Below are 16,502 nucleotides of genomic sequence, written 5' to 3'. Positions count from 1 at the left end.
CAGTGATTAACTTCGTATTCCCATCAGATTCAGGATAAAGGCAAAATCCAGCGCAATGTCTTTCAGCGCCTGAAAACGTCCCGATGCGCCCCCGTGACCTGCCTCCATATTGGTGTGCAGCAACAGCTGGTTCGTGTCGGTTTTCAGCGTCCGGAGTTTGGCGACCCACTTGGCCGGTTCCCAATACTGCACCTGCGAATCGTGCAGGCCGGTGGTAACGAGCAGGTTCGGGTATGCCTTGGCCTCAACATTGTCGTAGGGCGAGTAGGACAGCATGTAGTCGTAATAAACCTGCTGCTTGGGGTTTCCCCATTCCTCAAATTCGCCGGTCGTAAGCGGAATGCTTTCATCAAGCATGGTCGTAACCACATCGACAAACGGCACCGCCGCCACAACCCCTTTGTACAGATCGGGGCGCAGGTTGATAACGGCACCCATCAGTAAGCCACCCGCACTGCCGCCCATCGCAAAAAGGCGGTCCGTCTGCGTATACCCGGCCTTGAGCAGATGCTCCGAGCAATCGACAAAATCGGTAAAGGTGTTCTGCTTTTTCAGCATTTTGCCATCCTCATACCACCGGCGGCCCATTTCCTGACCACCCCGGATGTGGGCGATGGCATAGATAAAGCCGCGGTCGAGCAGACTCAGGCGCGTCGAACTAAACGTCGGGTCGATGGAGTAGCCGTAGGAACCATAGGCATACTGAAGCAGCGGGGCCGAACCGTCGATAGGCGTATCGTTCCGGTAAACGATTGAGATAGGTACCTGAACACCGTCGCGGGCAGTGGCATAAATCCGCTCCGACACATAGTTGGTCCGGTCAAAACTGCCCAGCACTTCCTGTTGCTTCAGAAGCGTTTTTTCGCGGGTATCCATGTTGTAGTCAAACGTGGAGCCCGGCGTGGTCAACGACGAATAGCCGAACCGGAGCACATTGGTATTGAAATCGGCATTCACTGAAATACCGGCGTCGTAGGCCGGTTCGCCGAAATCAAGGTAATGCTCTTCCTGCGTTTGCTGATTAACCACCCGCAGCTGCACCAGTCCCTCGCGGCGTTCACCCAGCACCAGGTGGTTGGCAAATACTTCCATCTGCTCCAGATACACATCCGGCCGGTGTGCAATCACTTCCTGCCAGTTTGCCTTATCGGCCTGCAACCCTTCCTTAACGGCCATGAGCCGGAAGTTTTCGGCTTCGTCGTTGGTCCGGACATAGAACGTATCCCGGAAGTGCTCCAGACTGTATTCATGGCCCCGTTCACGCGGGTAGAATGTGGCAAAGGCCGCAGTCGGCTGGCTGGCGTCAAGCAGCTGGTATTCCGTCGAAACGCCGTTATGGTCCGACACAACGGCAATGTATTTTTTCGACTTCATCCTGTACAGGCCCATGTAAAACTGGTTGTCCTGTTCTTCGTATACCAGCACATCCTGCGCCGGATCGGTACCGAGTTCATGGCGGTAGACCTGGTAGCCCAGCAGCGTTTGCTGATCGCGGCGGATATAGAACAGGTGTTTGTTATCGGCTGCCCACGCATAGCTGCCGCCTTCCGTATCGGCAATGCTTTCGGGGTAAATGTCGCCCGTTTTCAGGTTCTTAATCCGGAGGGTATAGTTACGGCGGCTGACCGTATCTTCGCCGAAAGCGGCCAGCTCGTCGTTATCCGAAATTTCGTAGCCGCCCAGGTTGTAGTAGTCGTGGCCTGCTGCCAGCGCGTTACAATCAAAGAGTATTTCTTCTTCTGCGGCCAGCGAACCTTTTTTGCGGCATAGAACCGGATATTCGCCGCCGGTTTCAAAGCGCGAGTAGTAAAAATAGTCCCCGTCTTTGTAGGGCACCGACTCGTCCTGCTCCTTAATCCGGTTTTTCATCTCCGTAAACAAGGCTTCGCGGAACTCCTTTACGGGCGCCAGTACCTGTTCCAGATAGTCGTTTTCTGCGTTGAGGTAGTCGATTACTTCCGGATTTTCGCGGTCGTTGAGGTAATAATATGGGTCAATACGGGTATGCCCGTGGGTAGTCAGTTCAGTTGGTTTTGGGGCCGCCACGGGCGGAGTCAGCGTATTTGTCATGGTAAAAGGTACTGATGTATGTGTTTAACACCGCTTTGAGCCGGAAAGGTTGCCGCTGCTGCCCGGCTCCGGTCATCTCGCCCGTAAAAAACGGAAAATAGCTGGTAAAATGCGGAGAAAATCCTACTTTTCAGCAGGTAAAATGATGGTATGATTGTTTTCTATATACTGGCGCTCCTTGCCGAAATTGTCGGCACCGTCGGCGGCTTCGGCTCATCGCTGTTTTTTGTGCCGCTGGCGATTCACTTCTTTGGATTCCACCGTGCGCTGGGCATTACGGCCATGCTGCACCTGTTCAGTAATGTGTCAAAAATCGCGCTTTTCAGGGAGGGCATTGACTGGATGCTGTTTATAAAAATCGGCGTGCCGAGTATCCTGTTGGTAATAGCCGGTGCCTGGCTGTCACGTTACATTCCGGGCGAAACAGCCACGTACGTACTGGGCATATTTATGTGTCTGTTTGCCGGATTTCTGCTGCTGCGGCCGGACTTTACCATTCAGCCGACGAATACCAACGCGGCTGTGGGGGGAGGGCTTGCGGGCTTTATGGCGGGTCTGGTCGGCACAGGCGGGGCAATCCGCGGTCTGACACTATCCGCGTTCCGGGTGGATAAGGCGGTCTTTCTGGCGACTTCGGCGCTGATTGATCTGGGCGTCGATGCTACCCGTTTCGGTGTCTATGTCGTACAGGATTATCTGGCGTCGGACGACCTGATGCTGGCAATACCGCTGTTACTGGTATCGGGCGCCGGTTCGTATATCGGCAAAATCATCCTTGACCGGCTGACGTACGAGCGTTTCCGGTTTATTTCACTGCTCCTGATTTTATTAGTAGGGTTGTATACGCTGCTGAACCCGTAAGGATTATTTCAGCTGTAGCATTTCAAAGGCCTTTTCCGCCGCCGACTGCTCGGCTTTCTTCTTCGAATAGCCGCTGCCGGTGGTGTAAGGCTCATCATCAACCAGTACCTGCGCGATAAACTCGCGGTAGTGGCTGTTGCCTTTTTCCGAAATAATTTCAAACCGGATTTCCTTGCCTTCGCGTTGCGCCCATTCGATCAGACGGCTCTTGAAGTTTGCGTTGTTGTTGACAACGGCGTCAAGGTCATAATGCGTCAGCAGTTCTTTCAGGATAAACCGGCGGGTAAAGCGGAAGCCTTTGTCGAGGTAAACCGCACCGACAAGGGCTTCGAGCGCATCGCCGTACATGGATGTACGGGCGGGGAGATTCCGGGTCCGGCTTCCGTCATATTCAATAAGCCGGTCGAGCCCGATCTTCCGTGAAATGCCGTTAAGCACTTCCCGGTTGACGATGCGGGAGCGGATTTCAGTCAGGAAGCCTTCGTCCTTGTAGGGGTATTTCTTAAAGAGAAACTCGGCGATGACCATGCCAAGCACGGCATCGCCCAGATACTCAAGACGTTCATTTGACTCGCGGAAACCCTGAATAACTGTCTCTTTCGAGGCAGACGAGTGGCGCAGCGCCATTTGGTACAACCCTATATTAGAAGGCCGTTCGCCGATAATGTGCGTAATAGACTTCTTCAGCTTTTGTTTTGACTCAAGGTCAGCAAGCCGGAGAAAACTCAGTATGGGGTGAAAAACGCTGCGCGACAAGGCCAACTGCACTATTCAGAAAGTTTTCGGAAAATAACGGAAGCATTATGCCCACCGAAGCCAAACCCGTTGCTCATCACCGTTGTCATTTTACGGGGCTGGGCATGATTCAGCGTCAGGTTAAAACGCGGATCAATTTCAGGATCGGCCGTAAAGTGGTTAATGGTTGGCGGAACGATCTGGCGTTCTAACGCAAACAAACACGCAATGGCTTCAACCGCACCGGCGGCACCCAGTAAGTGGCCGATCTGCGATTTGGTTGAGCTGATGTTCATGTTGAACGCATGCTCACCAAAGATTTTCTCAATCGCCTTCAGCTCCTGCGGGTCACCAATCGGGGTTGATGTACCGTGTGTGTTAATGTAATCAATGTCTTCAGGCTTGATGCCGGCATCCTCCATCGCATCCTGCATACCCAGGTAGGCGCCTAAGCCATCAGGGTGCGGGGCTGTGATGTGATACGCATCGGATGACATACCGCCACCGATCAGCTCGGCGTAGATTTTGGCACCACGCGCTTTGGCATGTTCGTATTCTTCCAGAATCAGGGCACCGGCCCCTTCTCCCAGCACGAATCCGTCACGGTCTTTGTCGTACGGACGCGATGCTGTTTCCGGCGAATCGTTACGCTCCGACAAGGCACGGTTGGCATTAAAACCACCGACACCGGCACGGGTTACTGCTGCCTCTGAACCACCGGTCACACAGATGTTGATCCGGCCGAGACGGATGTAGTTAAACGCATCGATCATCGCGTTCAGACTCGACGCACAGGCCGAAACCGTTACGTAGTTTGGTCCGCGGAAACCGTAGCGCATCGAAATCTGACCCGGCGCGCTATCGGCAATCATCCGCACGATGAAGAACGGATTCAGTCGTGGCGTACCGTCGCCCTGGGCATAGTTGATGACCTCTTCTTCGAATGATTTAAGGCCGCCAATGCCGGAACCCCAGATTACACCGACTTTATTTTTGTTGATGGTATCCAGATTTAACCCTGAATCACGTACTGCCTGATCGGCAGCGATCAGCGCATAGTGCGTGAAGGGATCCATCTTGCGGGCATCCTGACGAGGAATGTACTGTGTCACATCCAGTCCTTTCAATTCACAGGCAAACTGTGTTTTGAATTTGCTGGCGTCAAATTTGGTGATGGGGCCAGCACCACTGGTACCGGCAGCTAAATTATCCCAGTAAGTAGGAACGTCGTTGCCAATCGGTGTTAAAGCACCGAGGCCCGTCACGACAACTCGTCTAAGCGTCATACAGATGGACTGTAGGGGAAAAGTCAAAAGAGCTCATTCTGAACTCTGTAAAGTAACAGGAAAAAGTTTTATAGTTGTAGAGTGAGACCAGCCTACAGAGTTGTTTTAGCGAACGCTGAACCGTAACAACTCTACAACTGTAAAACATAATTACTTACCGGCGTTTTCTTCCAGGTAAGAAACTGCCTGACCAACTGTACCGATGTTTTCGGCCTGATCGTCAGGAATAGAAATGTTAAATTCTTTCTCGAATTCCATGATCAACTCAACTGTATCCAGTGAATCAGCACCCAGGTCATTAGTGAAGCTTGCCTCAGGGGTAACTTCAGACTCTTCTACACCCAGTTTTTCAACGATAATCGCTTTAACTTTAGTTGCAATTTCCGACATTTTAGTAGTCCATTGGGGTTAAAAAACGACGCAAAGAAAACCATTTATCTCCTTATTGTCAAACAATTTTTTGGATGGTGAAACGTTAATTTCTTTTGTTAGTTAGTGGTTTATCTTATTTATAGTCAGTAGCTTATAGAGCTAAAAAAGGTAAATTGACCGGCATGCTCCAACCAGGCATTCCTATGGAATTATCCACTTTTCCAGTATAAAACCTGTTCTTGTCAAGCAGGAGTGACCAAAGAATCATTGGCTTTTTGCAAACTTTGCATTTCCAGGAAAATCCGTAAAACATGCAGTTAACAAAGTTAAAACATACCGATTCGTCCGGCTTTTTTCTGATGGCGGGACCCTGTGCCATCGAGGGGCGTGATATGGCATTACGTATTGCTGAACAGATTGTAACAATCACCGATAAGCTCCGTATACCCTACATTTTCAAGGGATCTTACCGCAAGGCCAACCGGACAAAAGCAAACTCATTCACCGGTATCGGCGATGAACTGGCCCTGTCAGTGCTGGCTGAAGTAGGCCGCACGTTTGACATTCCGACGGTGACTGACATCCACGAATCTGACGAAGCCGCCATGGCAGCCGAAGCGGTGGATGTACTCCAGATTCCGGCCTTTTTGTGCCGCCAAACGGAATTGCTGGAGGCAGCGGCCAAAACCGGAAAGGCCGTTAACATCAAAAAGGGCCAGTTTCTGTCAGGTGAAAGCATGGGCTTTGCCGTTGAAAAGGTAAAATCGGTAAATCCTGAGGCCACCGTGATCCTGACCGACCGCGGTAACTCATTCGGCTATGGCGATCTGGTTGTTGATTACCGGAACATACCGGCGATGCAGCAGTTTGGCGTACCGGTGGTGATGGATTGTACGCACTCGCTGCAGCAGCCTAATCAGGCATCGGGCGTAACGGGCGGTAAACCGGCGCTGATCGCCACGATTTCCAAAGCCGCTATCGCTGTCGGTGCCGACGGCCTGTTTATTGAAACGCACCCTGTCCCGGCCAAAGCCAAATCAGACGGGGCTAATATGTTGCCGCTTGATCAGCTACAGGGACTGCTCGAACGGCTGGTGCGGGTCCGTGAAAGCATTCTTTAAGGCTTTACCCGTATATCGACCTGCGTAGTATCGTCTTCTCCGTTGTCGGTGCCGTTATTGGGCGTAGAGTCGGGGTCGGCGGGCGAAGCAGCCGTGATCTGAAGGTTCACCAGACTTTGCCCGCTGCCCGTTACCTGTGTCCGGAAAATCAGCTGCGCCGTGCTGTTTGCGGCCAGGCTGCCAATGGTTGCCGTCAGCGTATTGCCATTCTGACTGAATGAGTTACCCGGCACAAACTGCTGACCCGCCGGTAGATAGGCCGCCAGGTTAATGTTACCGGCGGTTGCTCCTCCTGCATTACTCACAAAAACGGTATAAGTAAGTATGTCATTCAGGTTAGGCGCCCGGTTGCTGACGACGAGGCGGACCGATAAATCAGCCAGATTTGGGTCCGGAGCCGGCTGATTTGACTGGACAGCGGGGACCGGAAACTGGTTCGGGTTTGGTGAGGCATAAACGGCCGAATCGCTGACCGGCGTTGTCCGGATGTCGGTAATGGCGGCATCGTCTTCCCCGTCGGCGGTGCCGGAGCCCGGGCGGCTGTCGGGATCGGTGTTGTCAACCTGCATGATTTCGGCGGCATTCCGGTAAACGCCCGAAGCCGTGATCCGCACCCGGAAACTGGCCGATACCGTCGAACCGGCCGGAATCTGCGTAAAAGTAGCCGACACCACCCCATTCTGATGAACAATACCCGAACCGGCATCAAACACCATATTGGCCGGTAACCGATCCTGCACCACCACATTTGTAGCCGTTGCCGGTCCCTGGTTCAGCACACGCAGCGTAATTGTTGCTGTATCGTTAATCGGTACGGTCCGCCGGCTGGCCGTCTGCGTCAGCTGAAGGTCGGTGGGCGTGGGTGGTGTACCAATCTGAAAGATATTGGACGGTACGCCGGGCACGACGGGATTGGTAGCCACTACGCGGATCCGGTAGCTGCCGGATGTAATCGAGCCCAGCAGATTTACGGTAATCGGGCTGCTGCTGCCGCCCCCCAGCAACGTTACGAAACGCCCCTGCGCATCAAGCAACTGCACCTGCCATTGATTATCGTTATTGAAGGTTCCGGTTGTGACAAAGGCAACCGTCACGCTGCTGCCTGCCTGCATCACTTTGGCGACCGGGCCGGTAACCGCCAGCTGATCGGGCAGCACCGGTGTAGCAGACTGGAAAAATGAATTGTCGAGACTTGTGTTCCAGTTACGGGCAAAGCGCGAAAGCCCCATATCGGCCGGAATACTGTTAGGATTCAGGTAATAGTACGGAAACGGCGTTACCCGCTGGCTGTTGCGGAAGTGAACGTCCACCGAACCGGCATTCCGGTTAATGATCGTGTCGTTAAATGGACCCAGAAACGCATTAAGTCCGCCGGTATTGACAACCTCAATCTGTTTGGTGATCAGATCCGGTTTGTTGACCGAACCGTCAAACGAGGCGCGGGCAATCATCCACGGGACGTTCCGGTTGTTAAAATCCTGACGGCTGCGCTGGATCAGCTGCCGGAGGCGGTCGGCATAGAACGGTACACTGCCGCTGCCGTTATCGCCGTATTCGGCTTCACCCTGATGCCAGAGAACGGCCCGTACGCCGCCCGTTGACCCGTAATACTGCAACAGGTTTTTGAGGTTGGTATACGGCTGTAGGTTAGGCCAGTCGCCGTTACACCAGTAGCGGTTACAGGCCGGAATGCCATTAGCGGTATTAATCCAGTTTTCGATCGTCGATGAATCCCAGCCGGCGTCGTAGAACGCAACCGGCACATTGTAGCGGTTGACAATATAATCACCCAACTCGCCCCAGCCCCACGAACTTTCGCCCATCGGGAAAACACGCCGCGTGGCCGATAAGGCCTTATAGGTCGGATAGGGCATCGGATCGCCGGACGAAAAAAGCGGCGAGTTGCCGGGCGGATAATAATGGTTGATCGTATCGATGGTACTGACGCGGTCGCTGATGGCGCCGAGGTCGTTGTCGCCGATCCCCAGGCCACGAGAGTTCGACTGCCCGGCGGTGATAAAGACCTCACCGATACCGACCGGTTGCAGCGTAGTCTGGTTAACCAGGGCACCGTTGAGGGTGGCCCGCACGGTCAGTATGTACCAGCCGCCGGATCCGGTGATGACGCCGTAAAACAGGTTTTTCTGCGGATCGCGCTGAAGCGCCTGCCAGCCTGTTGCTACTCCCTGACCGGCCGAGACGGGGGTGAGTTGTGCCTCAATCTGATCGGCTGCCACGCCGTTGATCAGGCCGCTGACCAACAGCTTACCGGTACCGTCGCTGCCGCGCTGGACAACCAGGCGGGCTACCGGAGCGGTGAGCTGCAATTGTGCAAAAACAGGTGTAGTTATCAGTAAAAACAGCCAGATCAGACGTCGCATTTATGTAAATGAGTGAAAGAATGAATGGGTGGAAACAGTACCGGAACGTCCACCAGCTATGCAGCCTGCTGACCGCACATTATCAATTACCTGCCTGCAAAGATGCAGTCTAATTTGGCAAAAAACGATTGAATTGAGTGTATGGTTTAGACAGCGTGACTGATTGAAAACCGCGCAGATGAATAATTTTTCGGGTTAATTATATCGCAGGGCTTGGCTTAACCGTTGTTTAATGGAATTTTTGCCTGTCCGTTTTCGACAAAAATTACCGAATGAGAAAAATTCCGGTTCGCGGGCTTGCCCTGCTATTACTGACTTCGACGGTTGCCTGCCACCGTCCGTACGCCTTACTCCAGCGCACGCCAACTGAACATTTTACGACAAAGCAGCCTGTAGCGCCGGTGCATCCGGCCGATATGCCTGCCGATACAGCCCGGCCTGAAATCGCTTTCGAGGCACTGCCTGCCGAAACAATAACGCCTGATGTTGTGGCAAGTGCTGATCAGCAGGTGGCGGCCACGTCGGCCGGCAAGCAGGTACAGCGCCGGTTGCAGCATATTCAGCGGTTGCTGGGTGCATCGGCCAGTGCGCCTGTTACTGAACCGCAGCAGCCCCGCCCGAAACCGAAAACGCAGCGAAAGGGTATGACGCTGCGGGAGTTTCTGGGGCTGCCTGAGAAAAAGCCGAAAACGGCCTGGGAGCGGATCAACTGGAATATTAAAGCGGGGGTGGTGCTTATCCTGCTGGCCGTCGTCTTTGCCTTGCTGAAAATCAATCTGCTGGCCATTCTGTTTGGTATTTTCGCCATTCTGATTCTCCTGCGCGGTATGCGGAAGACGTGGAAAGGCGGCGGTTTCCTCGGGCTATAAATCCTGCACATCCGGTACTGAATCCTGTACAACCGGCAGGATGAACCGGCCGTATCTTTGCCCTGTTATCAAAAGAGCACAGCCATCTGTGCTTTCCTGACATGGCAACAACAACCAAAGACCCCGTCCGCGGCGGTCAGCAACATAGACGCAAAACGCTGCCCGTACTCGAAATGAGTTGTGCGGCCTGTGCCGTCAGCGTAGAAAGTACCTTGAAATATACGCCCGGGGTGTTCGATGCCTCGGTCAATTTTGCTACACAGACCGTAGCCGTCGAGTATGATCCGGCGGCTACGGATCTGCCTTCCCTCCAACAGGCCGTTCAGCAGGCTGGCTATGACCTCGTGATTGAAGACGATGAGGAAGAAAGCCGTCAGCAGGCCGAAGCTGCCCGTCAGCAGCAGTATCAGTCGCTTACCCGCCGCCTCATGGGCGCAGCCATACTGTCGGTGCCGGTTGTCATTCTGGGCATGTTTCTGATGAACGTACCGTATGCCAACTACATGATGCTGGTACTCAGCACGCCCGTGGTATTCGGCTTTGGCTGGCCGTTTTTTGTGAATGCCTGGAAACAGGCCCGTCACGGCAAAGCCAATATGGACACGCTGGTGGCGTTATCGACCGGTATTGCCTATCTCTACAGCGCCTTCAATACGATTTTTCCGGACGTCTGGCACCGGATTGGGCAGGCTGAGCATCCGCATGTTTATTTTGAGTCGGCAACGGTCGTGATTGCCTTTATCCTGCTGGGCAAATGGCTGGAAGAACGGGCAAAGGCGAATACGACGGCATCCCTGAAAAAGCTGATGGGGCTTCAGCCGAAAACAGTGCGGATTATTGCCGGCGGTCAGGAACAGACCATTCCGCTGGCGCAGGTGCAGGCTGGTATGGTGGTACAAGTACGGCCCGGCGAGCAGATTGCGGTCGATGGCCGTGTACAGTCCGGTCAGTCGTTTGTTGATGAAAGCCTGATTTCCGGTGAGCCGGTACCGGTTGGAAAAACGGCCGGTAGTCCGGTGTTTGCCGGTACGCTGAACCAGAAAGGCAGCTTTCTGTTTGTGGCTGAGCAGGTCGGCGGCAAAACCATTCTGGCGCAGATCATCCGGCGGGTGCAGGAAGCGCAGGGCAGTAAAGCCCCTGTGCAGCAGCTGGTCGATAAAATTGCCGGTATCTTTGTTCCGGTAGTCATGGGCATTGCATTGCTGACGTTCATTGCCTGGCTGGTGTTCGGCGGCGAACAGGCACTGCCGCAGGCCCTGATGTCGATGGTGACGGTGCTGGTCATTGCCTGTCCCTGTGCGCTCGGGCTGGCAACGCCGACAGCGGTTATGGTCGGAATCGGGAAAGGGGCTGACCTGAATATCCTGATCAAAGATGCCGAAAGCCTGGAGCTCGGGCACAAGGTGGATACGGTCGTGCTCGATAAAACGGGTACTATTACGGTTGGCAAACCTACGGTCACCGACTGGTATTGGGCCGATGGCGTGGATGTACCGACGGCTTCCGCTGTACTCCGTGCCCTGGAAAGCCGGTCGGAACACCCGCTGGCGACGGCGGTTGTGGAGGCACTGAACGTACCGGATGCGGTGTTATCGGGTTTTGAGAGCCTGACCGGCCGGGGCGCAAAGGGGATTTCCGGCGATAAAACCTACTGGATCGGCAATCAGCGGCTGATGGACGAACAGCATATTTTGCTGCCGGATCAATTGCTGCAACAGACTGCGTCGTTACGGCAGTCGGCGAAGACGGTTGTCTTTTTTGCGGATGCTACGCAGGTGCTGGCGGTGCTGGGCATTACCGATCCGGTAAAACCAACCGCAAAGGCGGCTATTGACCAATTGAAGCAACAAGGCATTCAGGTCTGGATGTTGACCGGTGATAATGAAGAGACGGCTAAGGCGGTGGCCGGTCAGGTGGGCATAACACAGGTCCGTGCCGCTGTGTTGCCCGACGATAAGGAGCAGCTGGTGTTGCAACTGCAACGCGACGGCAGGGTAGTGGCCATGGTCGGCGACGGTATCAACGATTCACAGGCACTGGCGCGGGCAAACGTGAGTATGGCCATGGGTAAAGGCTCAGACATTGCGATGGACGTGGCCCACATGACCCTGATCAGCTCCGATCTGCTGCTGGTAGCGAAGGCGCTGCAGTTATCCCGACGGACAGTGCGGACCATCCGGCAAAATTTATTCTGGGCCTTTATTTACAACCTGATTGGTATTCCGATTGCGGCAGGGGCGTTGTATCCGGCGTTCGGCTTCCTGCTAAGCCCGATGATTGCGGGTGCGGCGATGGCCCTCAGCTCGGTATCGGTCGTGACCAACAGCTTACGATTACGGTTTATTAAACTATAAAATAATGGAAACACTAACGTTCAAAACCAATATCAAATGTGGCGCCTGCGTCGCGAAAGTAACCCCGGGACTGGATGCGCTCGAAGGCGTTACAAAATGGTCGGTCGATTTAACCAGCCCGCAGCGGGTGCTTACCGTTGACGCCGACGGTGCTACGCCCGAAGCCGTACAGGAGGCCCTTGCCGGAGCCGGTTATAAGGGCGAAAAAATCTGATGTAAACCGGAATGATAGTCCGGCTACGTGCATATAACAGTGGCACGACTGAAACAGATCACTGTCTGACAGCTGATTCAGTCGGGCCACTATTTTTTAACGGGGAGTATCCTTCCGCGCTACATTAGCTGATAAACCGTATAGAAAGCGGGTATCGGTAATACTCGCCGTTATTGGCCCGGATACCGGCAACAACCGTCAGTACCAGCGCGACCAATCCTACAATCCAGATCAGGAAAAAACCGACCAGAATAAATACCAGGATAAAGCAACCAACTAAGGCAAGAGCGATTGTAATGTGAAAGTTCAAGGACTCCTTTGCGTGATAGGTAACGTAGGCTGACCTGTCTTTGTAGACCTGCCAAACCACAAGCGGGGCAATGATGCTGCCAAAAGGAATCATAAGGCCGGTCAGGGCCAGCAGGTGGGCCAGCATGGCCCAGGTACGTTCGTCCTGCGGATTGAGTGGCTGAACAGGTGGCGGTGGCGGCAGTTGTTGATTTTCCATGAGGGTTCCGGTTTGGTTTACAGTATAATAGTCACTTATTTTCAGCGAAATGACAATAATTTATGAGGCTGTAAAACAAAAAAGGGACAGCCGGTCCGGCTGCCCCTCAGAAGGTATAAAATCGTGACTTGTATTTTAATAATGCGCAACCATTTCTGCTGTCAGACAAGTTCTACTACCCAGTCATCCTGCTCGACAACGACGCCTTCGCGGAGAATAACCTGCTTGACGGTGCCTTCGCGCGGGGCGGCCACGATGCTTTCCATTTTCATGGCTTCGATCACAAACAGCGGCTGGTTTTTCTTCACCACATCGCCGGCTTTCACCATAATTTTCGACAGACGACCCTGTAGCGGTGTCCCGACGTCGCCGTCCTTGCTGACTTTCTGGTTTTGGGGACGGTCAACCTTCTGCGACTTATCACGGACTTTTACCTGACGGCTTTGACCGTTCAGTTCGAACGTGATCGTCCGCATACCCTGATCGTCAGATTCCGACATGAAGAGCAGCCGAACCAGAATGTTCTTGCCTTCGTCGATCGGGATCATGATCTCTTCGTTCTCTTTCAGGCCGTACAGGAACGCCGGCGTCGGAATAATACTTACCTCGCCGTACTGTTCGCGGGCTTTGTAATATTCGTCGTAGACTTTCGGGTACATCTGGAACGACAGGTAGTCGAGGAAACCTTCGTTATGCGGATATTTCGCCTGGAATTTCGCGAAATCTTCGTCAAAGTTGATTGGGGCGAGGTGCTCGTTCGGCCGGCCGGTCAGTGGTTCGTCGCCTTTCAGCACCACATCCTGCACCTCTTTCGGGAAGCCGCCGTAAGGCTGCCCCAAAATGCCTTTCATCAGTTCTTTCACCGACTCAGGGAACGACAGCGACTCGCCGCGGCTGAGGACATCCTGCGCCGTCAGGTTATTCGAGGTCATGAACAGGGCCATGTCGCCGACTACTTTCGACGATGGCGTAACCTTCACGATGTCGCCGAACAGCTGGTTGGCCACCGAGTAGTTCTTCTTCAGCGTCTCGAACTTGTCGCCCAGACCAAGGGCAATGGCCTGCGGTTTCAGGTTCGAATACTGGCCGCCCGGAATCTCGTTTTCGTAGACTTCGGCGCTGCTGGCTTTCATACCCGACTCAAACGGATAGTACCATTCGCGGACATCTTCCCAGTAGTTTGAGTAGGCATTGAGCGAGTGCTGGTCAACGAGGCATTCGCGCTCATGTCCTTTCATCATCGCTACAACCGAGTTAAAGTTCGGCTGAGATGTCAGACCCGATAAGGCACCCAGCGCACAGTCAACGATGTCGACACCGGCGTCGATGGCTTTCAGATAGGTAGCGGCCTGAATACCCGCCGTATCGTGGGTATGCAGGTGAATCGGGATGTTTACGGCTTTCTTCAGCTCCGTAACCAGCTTTTCGGCGGCCAGCGGCTTGAGCAGACCGGCCATGTCCTTGATTGCCAGCATGTGCGCGCCTTCGTCTTCGAGCTGACGCGCCATGTCAAGATAATACTGAAGCGTGTATTTATGCTGATTCGGGTCGAGGATGTCGCCGGTGTAACAGATGGCGGCTTCGGCAATACCGGTCGTCCGCTCGCGTACGGCACGGATACTGACTTTCATCGCTTCTACCCAGTTCAGGGAGTCGAAAATCCGGAAGACGTCGATGCCGTTCTCCCATGATTTTTCCACAAATTCTTCAATCAGGTTGTCGGGGTAGGCCGAGTAACCAACCGCATTCGAGCCACGGAACAGCATCTGCAACAACATGTTCGGCATGGCCTCACGGAAGGCTTGCAGGCGTTTCCACGGGTTTTCGTGCAGGAAGCGCATCGTTACATCGAATGTAGCGCCGCCCCAGACTTCCATCGAAAACAGTTCCGGATGGCTTTTCGCAAACCCTTCGGCTACTGCCAGCATGTCCTTCGTCCGGACACGGGTGGCGAGCAGCGACTGGTGGCCGTCGCGGAAGGTGGTATCGGTATAAAGTACCTGCTTCTGATCACGGACCCACTGCGTAAACTTCTCCGGCCCCAGGTCGCGGAGCATGTCCTTACTCCCTTTCGGATATGCCGCATACGGGTCGAAGGCAGGTACCACCGGCTGGCGGAAAACCTTTGTCGGGTCCTTAAATTTCACTTCCGGATTGCCGTTAACAATCACCTCGGCCAGGTAGCGCAGGGCGCGTGTTGACCGGTCATTGGTTTTCCGGAGATTGAACAGTTCAGGGTGGTTTTCAATGAACGATACCCGTGCTTCACCGCGCTGGAAAATCGGGTGGCTGATAACGTTCAGCAGGAACGAAATGTTGGTTTTTACACCACGTATCCGGAACTCGATCAGGGCGCGGGTCAGTCGCTGGGTCGCGCCTTTCAGCGTCCGTCCGCGGGCGGAAACCTTCACGATCATGGAGTCGAAGTACGGCGAAATCCGCATACCGGCGTAGCTGCTGCCTTCGTCGAGACGGATGCCGAAGCCGGCCGCGTTCCGGTAAGCTGTGATCGTGCCGAAATCCGGTTTGAAACCGTTGCCCGGGTCTTCGGTAGTAATCCGGCACTGGATGGCGTAACCGTTGAGCGGTACTTCGTCCTGGTGATTGATGTAAATACCGTTGTCAGACAGTTTATACCCCATCGCCACCAGAATCTGCGTCCGCACCAGATCGATACCCGTTACTTCTTCCGTGATCGTGTGCTCAACCTGAATCCGTGGGTTTACTTCGATGAAGTAGATATTTTCCTGCCGGTCGACCAGGAACTCAACGGTACCGGCGTTGTAGTAGCCGGCCTGCCGCCCGATCTTCAGGGCATATTCATACAGTTTGTTTTTGGTGTCCTGCCGGAGACCAAACGACGGCGCCACTTCGACCACTTTCTGGAAGCGGCGCTGCACTGAACAGTCGCGCTCGTAGAGGTGAATCAGGTTGCCGTGCTGGTCACCGAGGAGCTGAACCTCAATGTGTTTCGGGTCTTCGATGAACTTTTCGAGGAAAATTGTATCGTCGCCGAACGCGTTTTTTGCTTCGTTACGGGCCTCGTTGTACGACCGCTCGAAATCGTCCGGATTCCGGACCACCCGCATACCACGGCCACCGCCACCGGCTGCCGCTTTAATCATCACCGGAAAGCCGATCCGCTCCACCTCTGACTGGGCCAGGCTAAAGTCCGACAGATCGAGCCGGGAATCCGGAATCATCGGCACATTCGCTTTGGTCGCCAGGTTTTTCGCCCGTACCTTATCGCCCAGCGCATCCATCGCCTCAGGAGACGGACCCACGAAAATAATGCCCTCTTCGCGGCACCGGCGGGCCAGCGTTACGTTCTCAGACAAGAAGCCATAACCAGGGTGAATGGCGTCAATCCGTTTATGTTTGGCCAGCGCAATAATGCTTTCAATGTCGAGGTAAGGCTTGAGCGTTTCATCATCGCGGCCGATCTGGTAGGCTTCATCGGCTTTATAGCGGTGAAGCGAATAGCGGTCTTCGTACGTGTAAACGGCAACAGTTGTAATGCCTAATTCTGTCGCGGCCCGCATGATGCGGATCGCGATTTCGCCCCGGTTGGCAACCAGCAAACGATTAATCGGACGGATGTATTCTTTCATGTTGGGTTCATGACCGGCTATCCGGCAAACGAAAGAGTGAATGACCACATAAACAACTTGTACCCGAAGGATGAAAATTGTTTACAATTACTACATAATTTTCAATTAAGGCGGATGCTG

At 53.9% G+C, this 16,502-nt stretch carries 12 protein-coding genes; 5 read left to right on the top strand and 7 right to left on the bottom strand.

Going from position 1 to position 16,502, the window contains the following annotated elements:
* Positions 1-6: 6 nt before the first annotated feature.
* A complete protein-coding gene (locus AC23NW_RS31255; RefSeq protein WP_487454480.1) occupies positions 7-2,070 on the bottom strand; it encodes a S9 family peptidase in 2,064 nt (687 codons plus the stop codon).
* Between the two features lie 150 nt (positions 2,071-2,220).
* On the opposite strand from AC23NW_RS31255, the gene AC23NW_RS31250 reads away from it, so the two are divergent.
* Entirely contained in the window at positions 2,221-2,931 is a 711-nt protein-coding gene (locus tag AC23NW_RS31250) for a sulfite exporter TauE/SafE family protein (RefSeq protein ID WP_487454479.1), read from the top strand.
* A 3-nt stretch (positions 2,932-2,934) separates the two neighbouring features.
* On the opposite strand, the gene rnc is transcribed toward AC23NW_RS31250, so the two are convergent.
* The 3 genes from rnc to AC23NW_RS31235 form a co-directional block, all read right to left on the bottom strand.
* A complete protein-coding gene (rnc, locus tag AC23NW_RS31245) occupies positions 2,935-3,699 on the bottom strand; it encodes a ribonuclease III (protein WP_293839387.1) in 765 nt (254 codons plus the stop codon).
* Positions 3,699-4,952, bottom strand: coding sequence for a beta-ketoacyl-ACP synthase II (gene fabF, locus AC23NW_RS31240; protein ID WP_293839389.1), 1,254 nt, complete (start codon positions 4,950-4,952; stop codon positions 3,699-3,701). Before fabF ends, rnc begins: the two co-directional genes overlap by 1 nt.
* 150 nt (positions 4,953-5,102) lie before the next feature.
* Positions 5,103-5,342: an acyl carrier protein gene (locus AC23NW_RS31235; protein ID WP_293839391.1), complete on the bottom strand. Its 240-nt coding sequence runs from the start codon at positions 5,340-5,342 to the stop codon at positions 5,103-5,105.
* A gap of 293 nt (positions 5,343-5,635) precedes the next feature.
* On the opposite strand from AC23NW_RS31235, the gene kdsA reads away from it, so the two are divergent.
* Entirely contained in the window at positions 5,636-6,445 is an 810-nt protein-coding gene (gene kdsA, locus AC23NW_RS31230; RefSeq protein ID WP_487454477.1) for a 3-deoxy-8-phosphooctulonate synthase, read from the top strand.
* Here kdsA and AC23NW_RS31225 read toward each other — a convergent pair.
* The gene (locus tag AC23NW_RS31225) at positions 6,442-8,826 is read right to left on the bottom strand and encodes a DUF11 domain-containing protein (protein ID WP_487454475.1); all 2,385 of its coding nucleotides are present in this window, start codon (positions 8,824-8,826) and stop codon (positions 6,442-6,444) included. The genes kdsA and AC23NW_RS31225 overlap by 4 nt on opposite strands.
* A gap of 272 nt (positions 8,827-9,098) precedes the next feature.
* Here AC23NW_RS31225 and AC23NW_RS31220 point away from each other — a divergent pair, with 272 nt between their 5' ends.
* The 3 genes from AC23NW_RS31220 to AC23NW_RS31210 all read left to right on the top strand — a co-directional run bounded on the left by AC23NW_RS31220 (position 9,099) and on the right by AC23NW_RS31210 (position 12,263).
* Complete coding sequence (locus tag AC23NW_RS31220) at positions 9,099-9,695, top strand: hypothetical protein (protein ID WP_487454474.1); 597 nt, start codon at positions 9,099-9,101, stop codon at positions 9,693-9,695.
* Positions 9,696-9,796: 101 nt separating this feature from the next.
* Complete coding sequence (locus AC23NW_RS31215; RefSeq protein WP_487454473.1) at positions 9,797-12,049, top strand: heavy metal translocating P-type ATPase; 2,253 nt, start codon at positions 9,797-9,799, stop codon at positions 12,047-12,049.
* A gap of 4 nt (positions 12,050-12,053) precedes the next feature.
* Positions 12,054-12,263 carry a heavy-metal-associated domain-containing protein gene (locus tag AC23NW_RS31210; RefSeq protein ID WP_487454471.1) on the top strand — a complete coding sequence of 70 codons (210 nt, stop codon included), beginning with the start codon at positions 12,054-12,056 and terminating at the stop codon, positions 12,261-12,263.
* 124 nt (positions 12,264-12,387) lie between these two features.
* On the opposite strand, the gene AC23NW_RS31205 is transcribed toward AC23NW_RS31210, so the two are convergent.
* The gene (locus AC23NW_RS31205; protein WP_487454469.1) at positions 12,388-12,771 is read right to left on the bottom strand and encodes a DUF4870 domain-containing protein; all 384 of its coding nucleotides are present in this window, start codon (positions 12,769-12,771) and stop codon (positions 12,388-12,390) included.
* Positions 12,772-12,932: 161 nt separating this feature from the next.
* Positions 12,933-16,382, bottom strand: a complete 3,450-nt coding sequence (locus AC23NW_RS31200; RefSeq protein WP_487454467.1) for a pyruvate carboxylase — start codon at positions 16,380-16,382, stop codon at positions 12,933-12,935.
* Positions 16,383-16,502 lie beyond the last annotated feature (120 nt).

It is taken from the genome of Arsenicibacter sp. R0_47 (genome assembly GCF_057652235.1).
Note: the sequence above shows the minus strand (reverse complement) of the source record. Positions and strands in the feature narration are given on the sequence as shown.

Excerpts from the sequence above, each read along its gene's own strand:
- fabF (WP_293839389.1), bottom strand. The coding sequence starts at position 4,952 with ATGACGCTTAGACGAGTTGTCGTGACGGGCCTCGGTGCTTTAACACCG.
- kdsA (WP_487454477.1), top strand. The coding sequence starts at position 5,636 with ATGCAGTTAACAAAGTTAAAACATACCGATTCGTCCGGCTTTTTTCTG.
- AC23NW_RS31255 (WP_487454480.1), bottom strand. The coding sequence starts at position 2,070 with ATGACAAATACGCTGACTCCGCCCGTGGCGGCCCCAAAACCAACTGAA.
- AC23NW_RS31215 (WP_487454473.1), top strand. The coding sequence starts at position 9,797 with ATGGCAACAACAACCAAAGACCCCGTCCGCGGCGGTCAGCAACATAGA.
- AC23NW_RS31210 (WP_487454471.1), top strand. The coding sequence starts at position 12,054 with ATGGAAACACTAACGTTCAAAACCAATATCAAATGTGGCGCCTGCGTC.
- AC23NW_RS31225 (WP_487454475.1), bottom strand. The coding sequence starts at position 8,826 with ATGCGACGTCTGATCTGGCTGTTTTTACTGATAACTACACCTGTTTTT.
- AC23NW_RS31250 (WP_487454479.1), top strand. The coding sequence starts at position 2,221 with ATGATTGTTTTCTATATACTGGCGCTCCTTGCCGAAATTGTCGGCACC.
- AC23NW_RS31200 (WP_487454467.1), bottom strand. The coding sequence starts at position 16,382 with ATGAAAGAATACATCCGTCCGATTAATCGTTTGCTGGTTGCCAACCGG.
- AC23NW_RS31205 (WP_487454469.1), bottom strand. The coding sequence starts at position 12,771 with ATGGAAAATCAACAACTGCCGCCACCGCCACCTGTTCAGCCACTCAAT.
- AC23NW_RS31235 (WP_293839391.1), bottom strand. The coding sequence starts at position 5,342 with ATGTCGGAAATTGCAACTAAAGTTAAAGCGATTATCGTTGAAAAACTG.
- AC23NW_RS31220 (WP_487454474.1), top strand. The coding sequence starts at position 9,099 with ATGAGAAAAATTCCGGTTCGCGGGCTTGCCCTGCTATTACTGACTTCG.